The 15,197-nt window shown below is 69.4% G+C and carries 16 protein-coding genes; 11 read left to right on the top strand and 5 right to left on the bottom strand.

Translation table 11 applies throughout. The annotated features are described in order from the left end of the window. Positions 1-50: 50 nt before the first annotated feature. The 8 genes from FFS20_RS12630 (at position 51) to FFS20_RS12595 (ending at position 8,438) form a co-directional block, all read left to right on the top strand. Entirely contained in the window at positions 51-1,325 is a 1,275-nt protein-coding gene (locus FFS20_RS12630; RefSeq protein ID WP_137826197.1) for a CaiB/BaiF CoA-transferase family protein, read from the top strand. Positions 1,326-1,329: 4 nt separating this feature from the next. Then, on the top strand, positions 1,330-1,866 hold the full coding sequence (locus tag FFS20_RS12625; protein WP_137826196.1) for a dihydrofolate reductase family protein: 537 nt from the start codon (positions 1,330-1,332) through the stop codon (positions 1,864-1,866). A gap of 215 nt (positions 1,867-2,081) precedes the next feature. Then, positions 2,082-3,002, top strand: a complete 921-nt coding sequence (locus FFS20_RS12620) for a hydroxymethylglutaryl-CoA lyase (RefSeq protein WP_137826195.1) — start codon at positions 2,082-2,084, stop codon at positions 3,000-3,002. Positions 3,003-3,014: 12 nt separating this feature from the next. Next, positions 3,015-4,304 (top strand): CoA transferase, encoded by a 1,290-nt coding sequence (locus FFS20_RS12615; protein ID WP_137826194.1) that lies wholly within the window; start codon positions 3,015-3,017, stop codon positions 4,302-4,304. Between the two features lie 105 nt (positions 4,305-4,409). Continuing rightward, positions 4,410-5,483, top strand: a complete 1,074-nt coding sequence (locus tag FFS20_RS12610; RefSeq protein WP_249356838.1) for a tripartite tricarboxylate transporter substrate-binding protein — start codon at positions 4,410-4,412, stop codon at positions 5,481-5,483. Then, on the top strand, positions 5,480-6,073 hold the full coding sequence (locus FFS20_RS12605; RefSeq protein ID WP_137826193.1) for a tripartite tricarboxylate transporter TctB family protein: 594 nt from the start codon (positions 5,480-5,482) through the stop codon (positions 6,071-6,073). Before FFS20_RS12610 ends, FFS20_RS12605 begins: the two co-directional genes overlap by 4 nt. Before the next feature lie 14 nt (positions 6,074-6,087). After that, positions 6,088-7,602 (top strand): tripartite tricarboxylate transporter permease, encoded by a 1,515-nt coding sequence (locus FFS20_RS12600; protein WP_137826192.1) that lies wholly within the window; start codon positions 6,088-6,090, stop codon positions 7,600-7,602. Between the two features lie 38 nt (positions 7,603-7,640). After that, positions 7,641-8,438 carry a helix-turn-helix domain-containing protein gene (locus tag FFS20_RS12595; RefSeq protein ID WP_137826191.1) on the top strand — a complete coding sequence of 266 codons (798 nt, stop codon included), beginning with the start codon at positions 7,641-7,643 and terminating at the stop codon, positions 8,436-8,438. A gap of 25 nt (positions 8,439-8,463) precedes the next feature. On the opposite strand, the gene FFS20_RS12590 is transcribed toward FFS20_RS12595, so the two are convergent. After that, positions 8,464-9,117: an SRPBCC domain-containing protein gene (locus FFS20_RS12590; RefSeq protein WP_137826190.1), complete on the bottom strand. Its 654-nt coding sequence runs from the start codon at positions 9,115-9,117 to the stop codon at positions 8,464-8,466. Between the two features lie 108 nt (positions 9,118-9,225). Between FFS20_RS12590 and FFS20_RS12585 the strand changes: the two genes are divergently transcribed. Then, positions 9,226-9,984 (top strand): aldolase/citrate lyase family protein, encoded by a 759-nt coding sequence (locus FFS20_RS12585; protein ID WP_137826189.1) that lies wholly within the window; start codon positions 9,226-9,228, stop codon positions 9,982-9,984. A 10-nt stretch (positions 9,985-9,994) separates the two neighbouring features. Here FFS20_RS12585 and FFS20_RS12580 read toward each other — a convergent pair whose 3' ends face one another. Further along, positions 9,995-11,155, bottom strand: coding sequence for a zinc-binding dehydrogenase (locus tag FFS20_RS12580; protein ID WP_137826188.1), 1,161 nt, complete (start codon positions 11,153-11,155; stop codon positions 9,995-9,997). Between the two features lie 153 nt (positions 11,156-11,308). Between FFS20_RS12580 and FFS20_RS12575 the strand changes: the two genes are divergently transcribed. Together FFS20_RS12575 and FFS20_RS12570 are read left to right on the top strand one after the other, a co-directional pair. Continuing rightward, the gene (locus FFS20_RS12575; protein ID WP_249356837.1) at positions 11,309-11,716 is read left to right on the top strand and encodes an MmcQ/YjbR family DNA-binding protein; all 408 of its coding nucleotides are present in this window, start codon (positions 11,309-11,311) and stop codon (positions 11,714-11,716) included. A 74-nt stretch (positions 11,717-11,790) separates the two neighbouring features. Beyond that, a complete protein-coding gene (locus tag FFS20_RS12570) occupies positions 11,791-12,642 on the top strand; it encodes an aldo/keto reductase (protein WP_137826187.1) in 852 nt (283 codons plus the stop codon). A 15-nt stretch (positions 12,643-12,657) separates the two neighbouring features. Here FFS20_RS12570 and FFS20_RS12565 read toward each other — a convergent pair whose 3' ends face one another. The 3 genes from FFS20_RS12565 to FFS20_RS12555 form a co-directional block, all read right to left on the bottom strand. Continuing rightward, complete coding sequence (locus FFS20_RS12565) at positions 12,658-14,175, bottom strand: tripartite tricarboxylate transporter permease (RefSeq protein ID WP_137826186.1); 1,518 nt, start codon at positions 14,173-14,175, stop codon at positions 12,658-12,660. A gap of 9 nt (positions 14,176-14,184) precedes the next feature. After that, positions 14,185-14,787 (bottom strand): tripartite tricarboxylate transporter TctB family protein, encoded by a 603-nt coding sequence (locus FFS20_RS12560; protein ID WP_137826185.1) that lies wholly within the window; start codon positions 14,785-14,787, stop codon positions 14,185-14,187. A gap of 16 nt (positions 14,788-14,803) precedes the next feature. Beyond that, positions 14,804-15,197 (bottom strand): 4-hydroxythreonine-4-phosphate dehydrogenase PdxA (locus FFS20_RS12555; RefSeq protein WP_171007077.1); only part of this gene is annotated, 394 nt, incomplete at its 5' end.

Genomic DNA, 15,197 nt, shown 5'->3' with positions numbered 1-15,197 from the left:
TCGTTCGCCCGGCGGTGCCTGTCGCGGCCGCCCGAGAACAGGAGCCTCCCATGACCACCAGACGCCTCCCGCTCGACGGAGTGCGAGTCCTCGAACTCGGCAACTACATCGCCGCGCCGACCGCCGGGCGCATGCTCGCGGACTTCGGCGCCGAGGTCATCAAGGTCGAGCGTCCCGGCACCGGTGACGAACTGCGCAACTGGCGCCTGACGGCCGGCACGACGTCGATGCTCTACCGCACGATCAACCGCAACAAGAAGTCCGTCACCCTCGACCTCCGCACCGAGGCGGGACGGGAGGCCGTGCTCGAACTCGTCCGCCGCTCCGACATCGTCCTCGAGAACTTCCGCCCCGGCACCCTGGAGAAGTGGGGGATCGGCCCCGACGTCCTCGAAGAGGTCAACCCCGAACTCATCCTCGTGCGCATCTCCGCATTCGGTCAGACCGGCCCGCTGTCCGCGCGCCCGGGCTTCGCCGCCGTCGCCGAGGGATACTCCGGCTTCCGCGAACTCGTCGGCGATCCCGACCGCCCGCCGGTGCGTGTGGGCGTCTCGATCGGCGATTCGATCGCGGGCATGCAGGCAGCCTTCGGCGCCGTGATGATGCTCTTCGACCGTCAGCAGCAGAGGATCCACGGCGCCGCCGAGGCGGTCGTCGGGTCCGAGACCGGCTTCGAAGGGGAGGGCCCGCTGGCCGACCGCACGGTCGACGTCGCGCTCAACGAGGCGATGTTCTCCGTCATGGAGTCCCTCGTGCCCGACTACTCCGCCTTCGGCGAGGTGAGGACCCGGACCGGCGGCCGCATGGAGGGCATCGCGCCGTCGAACGGCTACCTCTGCGCCGGCGGGAAGTCCGTCGTCATCGCCGGCAACGGGGACGGCATCTTCACCCGCCTCATGGCCGCGATCGACCGCCCCGATCTCGGCGATGACCCCGACCTGCAGACCAATGCGGGACGGTGGGCCAGGCGCGACGAACTCGACGAGGCGATCGGCGCCTGGTGCGCGACCCGCGAGGTCGACGACGTCGTCGCCGTCCTCGACGCCGCCGGAGTGCCCGCGGGACCGATCTACACGGCCGAGGACCTCGTCGCCGACGACCAGCTGCGCGCCCGCGGAATGATCCAGCACCTCGACGTCTCCACCGGCGAGGAGACGCTGACCGACGTCGCCTTCCCCGGGATCACCCCGGTCATCGGCACCGCCTCGCTGCCGATCGATCACCTCGGCCCCGACCTCGGCGAACACACGGATGAAGTCCTCGCCTGGCTCGGACTCAGCCGCCCGGACGACGGCGGCACCACCGAACCGACGGACGCGGACTGAGCCCATGGCCGCGCTGCGCTACGCCATCAACGTCACCCTCGACGGCTGCGTCGACCACCGCGAGGGTGTCGTCGACGAGGAGCTCCACCGCCATCACGCCGAGAACCTCCTCTGCGCCGACGGCCTCCTCTTCGGCCGGACCACCTACGAGATGATGGAAGCGGCCTGGCGAAACCCTGCACCCGAGATCGCCGAGGATTCGTTCGTCCAGGCGATCAATGCCGCACGGAAGTTCGTCGTCTCCTCCACCCGCACCGAGGTCGGCTGGAACTCGCAGCTCATCACCGGTGACCTGAGGACGGAGATCGAACGCCTCAAGGCCGACTCGACCGACGGCATCGCCGTCGGCGGCGTGACCCTGCCGGCAGCGCTGGCACAGCTGGGACTCATCGACGAGTACCAGTTCGTCATCCACCCCCGCGTCGCCGGACACGGACCCTACCTCTTCGCGGGCCTCGAGCCGCGACTCGACCTCGAACTCACAGGGCGGACCGAACTCGGATCCGGCGCCGTCGTCCTCGACTACCGTCCCCAACGCTGAGCGACCGTCGGCACCCGACGCTGAGTGCCGCGACCATTCCCGAAAAACGGGAACTGCGTCGATGAGTTTCCCTTTCGCTCTCACATACCGACCGCTGCTTCTTCCCCGTGCGCGCGGGGCTATGGTATCCCTGACAACAGCACGCAACGGTGCGTGCAGCACCAGGCATCCCGGCCGGCCGTCCCGCTGACCGGGAGCCACCCCGAAGGAGTCTCATGGTTCGGCCGACCGCGGTTCACATCCTCGATACGACGCTGCGCGACGGCCTCCAGATCGAGTCGACCATCGTGCCCACCGACGTCAAGGTCGAACTCGCCGAACGGCTCATCGCCGCAGGCCTCACCCAGCTCGAGGTCGGCTCCTTCGTCAACCCGAAGAAGGTCCCGCAGATGGCCGACACCGACGATGTGCTGCGTCGCCTCCAGCCCTATGAGGACCAGGGCGTCGAGTTCTTCACCCTCGTCTTCAATCTCAAAGGGGCACAGCGGGCCGTCGATGCCGGGGCGAAGAACATCAAACTCGTCGTCTCCGCCTCCGAAGGCCATTCGCAGGCGAACTCCGACGCTCCGATCGCGCAGGCCACCGAACGCCTGCTCGCCGCCGCCGACTACGCCACCGAACATGGACTGCGCTGGGACATCACGACGGCCGTGAGCTTCATCTGCCCCTTCGACGGCATCACCGACGCCGGCCGCCTCGTCGAGGTCCTCCGTCCCTTCGTCGACGCCGGCGCGCACAGCATCGGAGTCGCCGACACCATCGGCAACGCCAACCCCTCGCTCGTGGCCGCGAACACCTCGGCGGTCATGGACGCCTTCCCCGGCAAGCCGGTCAGCCTCCACCTCCACGACACGTACAACTTCGGCATGGCCAACGTCATCACCGCCCTCGACCTCGGCATCGAGAACTTCGACGCCGCCATGGGCGGCCTCGGCGGATGCCCGTTCGCCCCCGGAGCCGCCGGCAACATCGGCACCGACGACCTCGTCCACCTCCTCCACCGCGAAGGGGTCGCCACCGGCATCGACGTCGACGCGCTCGCCCAGGTCCGCACGCCGCTGACCGCGGCCGTCGGCCACGACCTCACCTCGAGCCTGTCCCAGATCCCCGCGGTTCCCGCGAACCTGACGAGCTGAGCGGGGCGAGCCATGAGCGCAGAGGACACGACCACGAGCCCCGAACCGCTGCCGCTCGACGGCATCCGCGTCATCGAGTTCTCCCACATGGTCATGGGGCCGAGCTGCGGGATGATCCTCGCCGACCTCGGCGCCGAGGTCATCAAGATCGAACCCCGCGGAGGCGGCGACAAGACCCGCTACCTCCCGGGTTCGGGTTCAGGACTCTTCCCCGCGTTCAACCGCAACAAGCGCAGCGTCCAACTCGACATCGCCGAGGCGGCCGACCGTGACATCGCACTCACCCTCATCGACTCCGCCGACGTCGTCCTCGAGAACTTCCGCGTCGGGCGCATGGAGTCCCTGGGCTTCGGCTATGAGGAGCTCGCCGCGCGCAATCCGCGACTCATCTGCTGCTCGCTCAAGGGCTTCCTCACCGGCCCCTACGGTGAGCGGACCGCCCTCGACGAGGTCGTCCAGATGCTCGGCGGTCTCGCCTTCATGACCGGACCGCCCGGCCAGCCCCTGCGCGCGGGGGCGAGCGTCAACGACATCATGGGCGGCATGTTCGGGGTCATCGGGATCCTCTCGGCGCTGCGGGTTCGGGAGCGGACCGGCTACGGGCAGGTCGTCAACTCCGCGCTCTTCGAGAACAACGCGTTCCTCGTCGGCACCCACATGGCCCAAGCGCAGCTGAGCGACGAACCGCTGCGGCCGATGCCCACCCGGCGGGCGACCTGGGCGGTCTACGACATCTTCCGCGACCGGGACGACAGCCAGGTCTTCGTCGCCGCCGTCAGCGACGGACAGTGGCGTGACCTCTGCGACGAGTTCGGACTCACCGAGCTCGCCGATGACCCCGCCCTGGCTGACAATCAGGGGCGCGTCGACAATCGCGACCGGATCCACCGCGTCCTCCAGGCCGCGCTGTCCCACCTCAGCCTCGACGAGATCGTCGAGAAGTGCACTCGGCGCGGCCTCCCGGTCGCTCCCGTCAACACGCCCGCCGATCTCACCGCCGACCCCCACCTCGTCGCCTCCGGGGCGCTGGCGGCCACGGCGCTGCCGACCGGAGAGCGCGTCGACGTCCCGCTGTTGCCGCTGACCTTCGACGGTGTGCATCTGCCGAAGCGCAGCGACGTGCCCGCCCCGGGGGAGCACAACGGGATCTACCGCGACCAGAACCCGGAGGAGCCGGTGCCCGGCGCTGAGGCCGAGCACCCGAGCACGCGAGCGCACGCGGCGGCCGGTGACGGCGACGATGACCTCGCCGGCAGCGAGGACGCACCCGAGCGCACCGAGGCGGAGGTGCAGTCGCCATGACCCGCGACGGGTTCCGCGACCGCGGGGCTTCCGCCGACAGAGGTCCGCACGCAGACGGAAGAAGAAAGGGCACTGCAGGCAACTGCAGCCGGTGAAGGAGTGACAATGCGATCAACGGAGATCTCAGGTCAGACAGGAACGACGGGCGGCGCGGCGACCGCCTCGGCGATGAGGCGGGGAAGGACACGCTGGGCGGGGATCGGTGCCGCGGTGGCAGCGACCGCGCTCGTCCTCTCGGGGTGCCAGGGCAAGGCGCAGCCGCCCGGCGAGAGCGGGGACTACCCGAGCGGCCCGGTGACGGTGACGGCCCCGGCCGAACCCGGATCAGGATGGGACACGACCGCACGCGCCGTCGTCGAGGCGCTGCAGCGCGACGAACTCGTCACCTCGCCGCTGCCGGTGCAGAACCGGCCGGGCGGCACGGGCTGCTCGTGGCTGACGACGATGATGCAGCAGGACAAGGGCAAGGACGATCAGATCGCGATCACGTCGCTGGCGAGCCAGACGATGAAGGCGCGGGGACTGTGCGAGTACGGCCCGGAGGATGCCACTCTCATCGCCACGCTCTACGTCGAGGACTTCATGGTCGTGGGCCCGAAGGACGGCGACATCCAGAACCTCGAGGACCTCGTCGCCGCGCTCAAGGACGACCCGCAGAAGGTCACCGTCGCCGCAGCCGGTGACGACACGCTGCCGTTCGCGCTCTTCGCCCAGGCCGCCGGGGTCAAGCCCGCCGACGTCAACTTCGTCAACTACGACGGCGGCGGCGAACAGACGACGGCGATGCTCAACGGCGATGCGAAGGTCGCGATCGCCGGGCTCAGCGAGTTCCGGTCCGTGCTCGAAGCCGGCGACATCGTCCCCCTCGTCACGTTCGCCGAGCAGCCGCTGGCGGCTCCCTTCGACACGGTGCCGACGGCGAAGGACTCCGGGTACGACGTGACCTTGGGCAATTGGCGCGGGGTCTACGGTCCCGCGGACATGCCGCAGACCGCCGTCGACTACTGGGCGACGACGCTCGAGGAGATGAGCACGTCACCCACCTGGGAGGACACGGTCAAGAAGAACCAATGGGCACCGGAGTTCAAGACCGGCGAGGACGCGCAGGCCTACGTCAAGGAGGCCGCGACCACCGTCGACGAGGGTGTCAAGGCCACCGGCATCGGTTCGGAGAAATGACCGCGACGAGGCGCGACCTCGTCACCGGGGTCGTCGTCGCCGTCATCGGCGTGATCTACTACCTCGCGACGTTCTCCATCCAGGAGACGTCCGACATCGTCACGCCGCGGACGTTCCCGGCGATCGTCGGGGCAGGACTGATCATCCTTGGTCTCTTCCTCGCCGGTCAGGCCCTGTGGCAGGGGAGGAGGACGGCCGCGGGCACGACCAGGGCAGATGCGACGGCTGTGGACGCGACCAGGGCAGACACAGGGCCCGGCGACACGACAGCCGCAGACGCGACGCCTGCAGACACGGCCCCCGGCGACAAGGAGCCTGAACCCGCCTCGGGCGTCGTCCTCCCCGCGCCCGAGGACCCGCCGGCCCGCAGGGTCGTGCTCCAGTTCGCGCTCTTCTTCGTCTACCTCGCGATCGTCATTCCCGTCGGCTTCCTCCTCTCGACGGCGGCCTTCCTCATGACGGTGACGAGCCTCTACGCCCCGGAGAAGTGGATCCGCAACCTCCTCTACTCGGTGCTCTTCTCCGTCATCATCTACGTCGCCTTCGTCTACGGGCTGCAGGTCTACCTGCCCGTGGGAATCCTAGGGTAGAGGGAGGCACGGACATGGACACTCTCGGTGACCTCGCCGGCGGTTTCGCCGCAGCGGTGCAGCCGGCCAGTCTCGCCTTCGCCCTGCTCGGGGTCCTCCTCGGCACCGTCGTCGGCGTCCTGCCCGGCATCGGACCGATCTCGGCGATCGCGATCCTCATCCCCGTCTCCTTCGGCATGGAGCCGGTGCACGGGCTCATCCTCCTCTGCGGCATCTACTACGGGTCGATGTACGGCGGGTCGATCACCGCGACCCTCATCAAGACCCCCGGTGAGGTCGCCAGCGCGGTGACGGCGATCGAGGGCTACGAGATGGCCCGCCGCGGTCGGGCCAAAGCCGCGCTCGCGACCGCGGCGATCGGGTCGTTCCTCGCCGGCACGCTCGCCATCATCGGGCTGACCTTCCTCTCCCCGCTGCTCGTCCAGCTCGCGAACTACTTCGGCGCCACCGAGTACTTCCTCCTCATGGCCACCGCGCTGCTCCTCGCCTCGACGATGTCGGCGGGGTCCCGGGCCAAGGCGCTCATCTCGATCTTCATCGGGCTGGCCGTCGGCCTCATCGGCCTCGACTTCCAGACGGGGCTGCCGCGCCAGACCTTCGGCATCGGACTCCTCTCCGACGGCATCGACTTCACGATCTTCGCGATGGCGCTCTTCGCGATCCCCGAGGCGATCCGCAACCTCGCCCTCGGGCGCGGAGCGAAGGAGGAGATCCAGAGCTTCGGCAGCGACAGGTGGATGACGAAGGAGGACTGGCAGCGCTCGGCGGGACCGTGGGCGCGCGGGTCGGTCCTCGGCTTCATCATCGGCGTTCTGCCCGGGGTCGGGCCGTCGCTCGCATCATTCATGTCCTACATCATGGAGAAGCGGATCTCACGGCGGAAGCACGAGTTCGGGCACGGGGCGATCGAAGGCGTGGCCGGTCCCGAGGCGGCGAACAACGCCGGCGTCGGCGGGGCGATGATCCCGCTCTTCAGCCTCGGCATTCCGGGATCGGCGACGACGGCGCTGCTCCTCTTCGTCTTCACGATGTACGGGCTCCAGCCGGGACCGCTGATCTTCCGTGACGATTCGGCGCTGATCTGGACGATCATCGCGAGCATGTACATCGGCAACGTCGCGCTCATCATCCTCAACCTCCCGCTCGTCGGCGTCTTCGTCAAACTGCTCAAGATGCCCAAGGAGATCCTCTTCTCCGCGATCCTCGTCCTCGTCGTCATCGGCGCCTACGCGATCGAATTCAGCCTCTTCGGCCTCCTGCTGCTCGGCATCTTCGGGGTCATCGGCTACCTCATGGAGAAGGGCGGCATCCCGCTCGCCCCGTCGATCCTCGCGCTCGTGCTCGTCCCGCTCCTCGAGGACAACTTCCGCCGGATGCTCCAGATCTCCGGCGGTTCGATCGCGCCCCTTTTCACCCGGCCGGTGTCCCTGGCGATCATCATCCTCATGCTCGCCGGCATCGTTGGTCCGTTCCTCTTCCGCTGGTGGGTGCGTCGGCGGAAGCTCCTGGCCGACGTCAGCGTCGGCTGACCCGACCGCACACCGTCAGACACGAGAGGAAGGCCCCCATGGCACGGTCCATCGACACGGCAGAGGCGAACCCCATCGCCGAGGTGCGCGCCGGACCGGACCCGGACCCGCCCGACGGCGGCAACCGCAGGTCCGCGGAGACCCCGCCGACCGGTGAAGTGCAGGAGGTCGGGGTCATCGCCCGCAGCGCAGCGATCCTCACCGCCCTTCAGGACTCACCGCTGACCGCCGCCGAGGTGTGCCGGCGACTCGGCTACTCGAAGTCGACGACCTACCGGCTGCTCGCCGATCTGCGCGCCCACCGGTTCATCGTCCGCGACCCTTCGGGTCTGCTGCGACTCGGGCCGTTCCCCGGGCGGCGGAGCATCGCGACGACGAACTCCGTCCTCGAGCACCTGCGGACCCGGGCGAGCGAGTCCGTGCAGCTGTGGGTCCGCGTCGGCGAGGACCGCGTGTGCGTGCGCAACGTCGAAGCCGACCACGAACTGCGGGTCACGCGCAGCGTCGGCACGATCCTCCCGCTCGTCGACGGCGGGTCCGGGGCGCTCGCCCTGTGCGGACCGGGCAGTCCGCAGGAGTTCTACGCAACGAAGCAGGCACGGGTCAAGGGGACCGCCTCGGCGAGTGTCGCCTTCACGGTCGGGCCCACGGTCTTCGCGCTCTGCGTGTCCTATCCGCTCTCCCGCGAACCCGACAACGTCGCCGGGGCCTACCGCGGACTGCTCACGAATGCCGCGACCGAGCTGAAGTCGCTGCTCGACGGCAGCGAGGAGCTCAACGTCCTCCGCGACATCGCCCGCCTCTCGGTCGGGGCGGCCCGCAGCGGACCCCGATGACCGCCTCAGTGAAGCCGGTGCTGGGTCAGCTGTCGCCCTCGCCGAGGTAGAACGCCGTCGTGCGCTCGGCGGCGGCCCGGGCCTCGTCGTCGGGGGTGCCGGCCTGCCGGGACGCCTCAGCCCAGCGATCGCTGACGATGCGGATGAAGTCGTGGGCGGATTCGGCTTCGAACGTCGCCTCGTCGCGGGGCTCATCGCTGCGGGACTCGAGGTAGAGGGCGAGACCGAGGAACGAGAGGTCCCAGCCGACCCCGCCGGCACCGGGGCCGAACTGCGTCCAGAAGTCGGCGTCGGCCTCGGCGGTGAACCGGTGTTCGAGGGTGAGCCGGGCGTGGCGGCCGTCCTTGGCCATGCGCACGTCGACCACGCTCTCATCACCGGCGCTCTCCCACGTCAGGGTGAAGGATTCGCGGGGTTCGCAGGCCGTGATCGTGCCCTCGGCGTTGTCCTCGATGACGTAGCGTCCGCCGAGCCGGAAGTGACCGGCCACGGGCGCGAACCACTTGCCGAGGCGCTCGGGATCGGTGCACGCCTCCCAGAGGTTCTCCAGTGAGACGGGGAAGGTCTGGGTCAGCGACTGCGCGGTGTGCCGGATGCCGTCGGCGACGTCGACGGTGAGGGTGCGCGCGACGGAATCGGGTTGGGCGGCGATGATCTCGTCATCCGTGCGGTACGCCATGCGTGCTCCTTCGGGTCGGTCGCCGGCGGTCGGCGCTTCTCATCATAGGCCCGCCCGGATCGCGGTCGTCCCCACCGCCGCGGCGCCGCGATATGGTTCGATGAAACCATGACTGCTGCACTCGAGACCCATCGCGCCCGCCTCGGCGACGGGGCGATCTACAACGGCCTGTGGATGATGTCGGCGGCCCCGGAGCTCGCGACGATCGGGGCGGCGGCCGGGTTCGACTACGTGTGCCTCGACCTCCAGCACGGTCTCGCCCGGTCCGGTGACGTCGTGCGCCTGTCCGATGCCGTCCGCGCACACGGGTCCGCGCTCGTCACGGCCCGAGTCGCGGCGAACCGGTTCACGGAGATCGGGCTGCTCGCCGACGCCGGCGTCGAGGCGATCATCGTTCCCCTCATCGATTCCGTCGCCGACGCCGAGGCAGCCGTCGCCGCGCTCGACTACCCGAGTCGCGGCGGCCGCCGCTCGTGGGGTCCGACCGCGGAGATCCTCACCGGCCGGGTGCAGGACTCCCGCGCCGCCCGTCCGCTCCTCTTCGTCATGATCGAGACCGCCGAGGCGCTCGCCGCCGTCGAGGACATCTGCGCGGTGCCCGGCGTCGACGGGGTCTACGTCGGCCCGGCGGACCTCGCGTTCGCCGTCGGCACGGATCCGGGCCAGCCCAACGACGCCCACGCCGAGGCGCTCGTGCGCATCCGCACCGCCGCGGACTCCGCCAGCATCGTGCCGGGCATCCACTGCTCGACCGGGGCGGAGGCCAAGCTGCGGGAGGAGCAGGGATTCCGGTTCATCACCTCGGCGAGTGACATCGGGGCAGCGGGCCGGGCGCTGCGGGAGGACCTCGAGGCAGCCCGCAGCTGAGAGTCTGCCGTCAGCGACGGAGGTCGACGACGGTGCGCAGGCCCGGGGTGGGGTGGGCGAACTCCGCCGGCAGATCGGTCAGCCCGATGGGGCCGCCGAGGATGTCGTCCCAGGGCAGCACCGATCCGGCGGTGGCGAGGAAGTCGACGGCGGCGGTGAGGTGCCGGGGCTCGTAGTTGTGGACCCCGGTGATCGTGCGCCACCCGCGGACGATGCGTTCGGGGTCGACGGTGACGTCCGGGCCGGGTGAGACGCTGCCGACGAGGACCGCGGTGCCGCCGACGCCGAGCGCGTCCAGGCACGTGCGGACTCCCGCGTGAGCGCCGGAGAGTTCGATGGCGACGTCGACCTCGGCAGGGGTGTCTCCGTCACCGGTGACGAGGACGTCGGCGCCTGCCGCGGCGGCGAGGGTGCGACGGTCTGGGGCGGGGTCGAACGCGGCGACCTCGGCAGCCCCGCGTGCCTTCGCCGCCGCGACCGCGGCGAGTCCGAGCATCCCGAGGCCGTTGATGAGCACTCGTCGTCCGGCCAGCTCCCCGGCCGCGTCGAGGGCGGCCATGACCGTGGCCACCGCACAGCCGGCGGTCGCCGCGACGGCGTCGGGCACGTGCGTGGGAACGGGGGCGACCGCGACGCCGGCGGGCAGGAGGATGTGCGACGCGTAGGTGCCCGACAGGGCCCAGCCGGAGTCGGTTGCTTCGTGGCCGACCTTGGCGACCGCGGCGCATTTCGCGCTCAGTCCACGCCGGCAGTTCTCACACGTCCCGCACACCGAGGTGACGGCGAAGACGACGCGCTCGCCGACGGTGAGATCGCCCCTCGTCGCCTCGATGACGCCGACTCCCTCATGGCCGAGCACCGACGGACAGGCCCCGGAGCGATGGCCGGAGACCGTGTGGCGGTCCGATCCGCAGACGGTCGCGGCGCTCAGGCGCACGAGGCTCTCCCCGTCCGCGAGGACCGGGATCGGCAGGGTCTGCCGGTCGAAGCGATCATCGCCGAGCCAGACGAGCGCTTCGGCGGTCGCCGCCGGAGGCCCGGGCAGAGGATTCGATGAGGCGGCGGGAAGATCCGCGGAGGCAGTCGGGGTCGCGGAGGCAGTCGGGGTGGTCCGGGTCGCGGTGTCGCGGCGGCTGGAGCCCGCGGTCGCAGTCGAGGTCTGGTCGTCCATAGACGACCAGTTGACCAACCTCGGCGTGACTTGTCTACACAAGTCGCCCGAGTTCACGCACGCGCCACGATGATTTCATGCGCCGTTGTCGGGCGGAGGATCGTCCTCGTCGGGGTTCGGGCCGTCCCGCCTCGGCGGGAGTATCGTGAGGACATGGCGCACGCGCAGATGTTCGACGATGATGACCCGGTGCTCGCGCGGTTCCGGACGCTCGCGCTCGGGTATCCCGATGCGCAGGAGAAGGTCTCGCACGGTCGCCCGGCGTTCTTCACGAAGAAGATCTTCGCGTATTTCGGCGGCACGGAGAAGCACGTGACCGGGCAGATGGAGCAGCATCCGCACGCCGTCCTCCTCCTGCTCGATCCTGAAGACGCCGAGGTGATGCTCGAGCGCGACGACACGTTCGTCCCGATGTACCTGGGGCCCACCGGATGGATCGGCATCGACATCGACGACCTTCCCGACGCGGAACTCCGCGAGCTGCTCACCGATTCCTACCGCAGCACCGCACCGAGGACGTTGGCCAGGCTCGTCGAGGCGGAAGCGGACTCGCAGTCCTGAGACGACCCCGACGTCGACACTTGCAGGTGAGGGCAACGGGTGCGGTCGTGCGCTGACGGTCGTAGGGTGGAATCATGACTGAATCCGGCAACGGCACCCCGATTCCCACCGTCGATCTCAATGATGGTCGTCCGATCCCGCAGATCGGCCTCGGCACCTACGCGATGACCGGTGACGAGGGCGTCGCGGCGATCGACGCCGGCATCGCCGGCGGCTACCGACTGCTCGACACCGCGGTCAACTACCAGAACGAACGCGAAGTCGGTCGCGCGATCGCCGAGAGCCCCGTCGCCCGCGAGGACCTGTTCGTCACGAGCAAGATCCCCGGCCGCCACCACGGCTTCGACGAGGCGATCGCGAGCACCGAGGAATCCCTCGCCCGACTCGGCCTCGACCACCTCGACCTCCACCTCATCCACTGGCCCAACCCCAGCGTCGGCAAGTACGTCGACACGTGGCGCGGCCTCATCGAACTGCGCGACCGTGGACTCGTGACATCGATCGGCGTCTCGAACTTCACCGCGGACATGCTCACCGAACTCATCGAGGCCACCGGCGTGACCCCCGCCGTCAACCAGGTCGAGCTCCACCCGTACTTCCCGCAGACCGCGCTCGTCGACTTCCACCGGTCGATCGGCGTCCAGACCGAATCGTGGTCACCGCTCTACCGCGACGGCGGGCTCTTCGCCGAAGCGCCCATCACCGAGGCGGCGGCCGCCCACGGCGTCGAACCGGCCCAGGTGGTGCTGCGCTGGCACGTCGAGATCGGCAGCATCCCGATCCCGAAGTCCGCGAACCCGGCCCGCCAGCGGACGAACGCCGACATCTTCGGCTTCAGCCTCACCCCCGCCGAGGTGGCTGCGATCTCCGGACTCGAGCGCGGCCGGATGAAGGACCGGGACCCGCTCACGCACGAAGAGATGTGACCGGCCGCGGCGGCCTCAGTGCGTCACGGTCTCGCGCTGCTTCGCATCGGCCCGCCGGGTCCGCAGGTTGCGGATGACCGCGGCGATGAGCGGGTAGGCCAGTGCGACGAGGGCCGCGAGGGTGAGGATGAGCGAGAGCGGCTGCTGGAACATGATGAGCAGGCTGCCGTTGCCCAGCGCCGAGGTCTGCACGAGGTACTTCTCGAGCAGCGGGCCGAGCACGAGGCCGAGGACGAACGGCGCGGCGGGGAAGTCGAAGCGCTTCATGAAGTAGCCGAGCAGCCCGGAGAAGAACACGATCCACAGGGTGAACATGTTGTTGCCGAGCGCGAAGGCGCCGATGAAGCTCATCATCAGCACGATCGGATAGAGGTAGACGTAGGGGATCCGCAGGATCTGCGCGAACACCGGCGCCATCGGCAGGTTGAGCACGAGCAGGATGAGGTTGCCGAAGAAGAAGCTCACGAGCAGACCCCACACGAGATCCGGCTCCTGCTGGAAGAGCAGCGGTCCGGGCTGCAGACCGAAGATGATGAAGGCGCCGAGGAGGACCGCCGTCGTGCCGCTGCCGGGGATGCCGAGGGCGAGGGTCGGGATGAAGCTCGCGTTCGCGGCCGCATTGTTCGCCGCCTCGGGAGCCGCCACGGCCTCGGGTGCGCCCTTGCCGATGAACTGCCGGAACCGGCTCACCTGCTTCTCGACACCGTAGGCGAGGAACGTCGCGAGCGTCGCCCCGGCGCCGGGCAGGACTCCGACGGTGAAGCCGAGACCGGTGCCGCGCACCGTCGACGGGAACGCCCGCCGCAGCTCCTCCTTCGTCACGAGCAGATCCCGGAAACCGGCGCGGATGGGCTTCTCCCCGCCTCGGCGGATCTGGTGGAGGACCTCACCGACGGCGAAGATGCCGATCATCACGGCGACGAAGTCGAGGCCGGAGAGGAGATTGACGCTGCCGAACGTGAACCGCGCCGTGGAGAATCCCGAGGCGACCCCGACCATCGACACGAGCAGTCCGGCCGCGGCCATCGTGATGCCGCGCAGGATGTTCTCCCCGGCGAACGACACGATCGTCGCCATGCCGAGGAGGATGATCGCGAGGTTCTCGGCCGGACCGAAGTTGAGGGCGAACCGGGCGATCGGCTGTGCGAGGGCGATGAGGCCGATGAGGGAGACGATGGCGGCGAAGAACGAGGCGAGAGCCGAGATCGCCAGCGCCGCTCCGGCTCTGCCCTTCCGCGCCATCTGATAGCCGTCGATCGTGAGCACGACGCTCGAGGAGTCACCGGGGGTCGAGATGAGGATCGAACTGATCGACGACCCGTACTGTGACCCGTAGTAGATGCCGGCGAGCATGATGAGCGCGGTCACCGGGTCGAACGTCAGGGTGACGGGCAGGAGGATCGCCACGCCCGTGGTCGATCCGAGGCCGGGCAGCAATCCGATGACCGTGCCGAGCAGCACGCCGACGAAGCACCACAGCAGATTCTCCGGGCTGACCGCGGTCTCCAGCCCGAGCATGAGATTGTCGATCATGAGAACTCCTCAGATCAGGCCGAGCATCCCCGTCGGCATGGGAACCGAGAGGACGAGGCCGAAGACGATGTAGACGAACACGGCGGCCCCGATCGTCGCCGCCGCCGAGGTCCACCACTTCTGCTTCTCCACGACGATGAGGAGGAAGAGGATCGCCAGGGACAGCGCGATGATGAGGCCGAGGACCGGAACGAGGGCGAGGGCGATGCCGAAGGTCGCGAAGATGACGAAGGGCGCGCGGTTGCGCTGCTTCTCCGTGCGACCGAAGGTGTCGACGTCGTCCCCGCTGGCTGAGACCGCCTCGGAGGCGGAGTCGATCGATTCCGCGGCCGTGGCCTCGATGTCCTCGACGGCGGACATGATGCGCCCGCCCGAGGTTCCGACGCGGGCGAAGAAGAGACGGAAGATCTCCGCCACCGAGGCGAGGAAGATGAAGGTGCCGGTGAGGAACGGCAGCAGGCCCGGCCCCACCTCGCCGCTGTCGACGCTCAGCCCGTAGCCGATCCCCATGACCGCTGCCACGGCTCCGACGACCCCGAGGATCGCGGTGCCGATGACGTCGGAGACCTCAGGGCGGTTGCGGGGCGGATTCTTCGCAGTGACCGTGTTCATGGCTCCTCCATTCCGTTCATCGCGTCTCAGCCCCCGCCGAGGCGGTCGTCCCGGTCATCGGGTCCTGCGCGGCAGCCGTGTCCCGGCGCGAGGCGGCCATCGCCACAGCGAGGTCGAAGGCGTGCTGGCTCGGGCTGAGATCGGCGGTGCGGGTGCCGACGATCCCGTGCGCGGTGCCGTGGGCGGGGGTGGCGATGGGGATCGGGAGCCCGCCGTGGACGGTCACCCCCTGATCGAAGCCGAGCAGCTTCATCGCGATCTGCCCCTGGTCGTGGTACATCGTCACGACCCCGTCGTAGTCGCCGCCGGCGGCGCGACCGAAGAGCGTGTCGCACGGGAACGGGCCCTCGACGTCGATGCCGCGGGTGCGAGCGAGTTCGATGGCGGGGGCGATGTCCTCGATCTCCTCC

The organism is Brevibacterium sp. 2SA, from assembly GCF_005502845.1.
In the GTDB taxonomy this organism is placed as follows: domain Bacteria; phylum Actinomycetota; class Actinomycetes; order Actinomycetales; family Brevibacteriaceae; genus Brevibacterium.
Note: the sequence above shows the minus strand (reverse complement) of the source record. Positions and strands in the feature narration are given on the sequence as shown.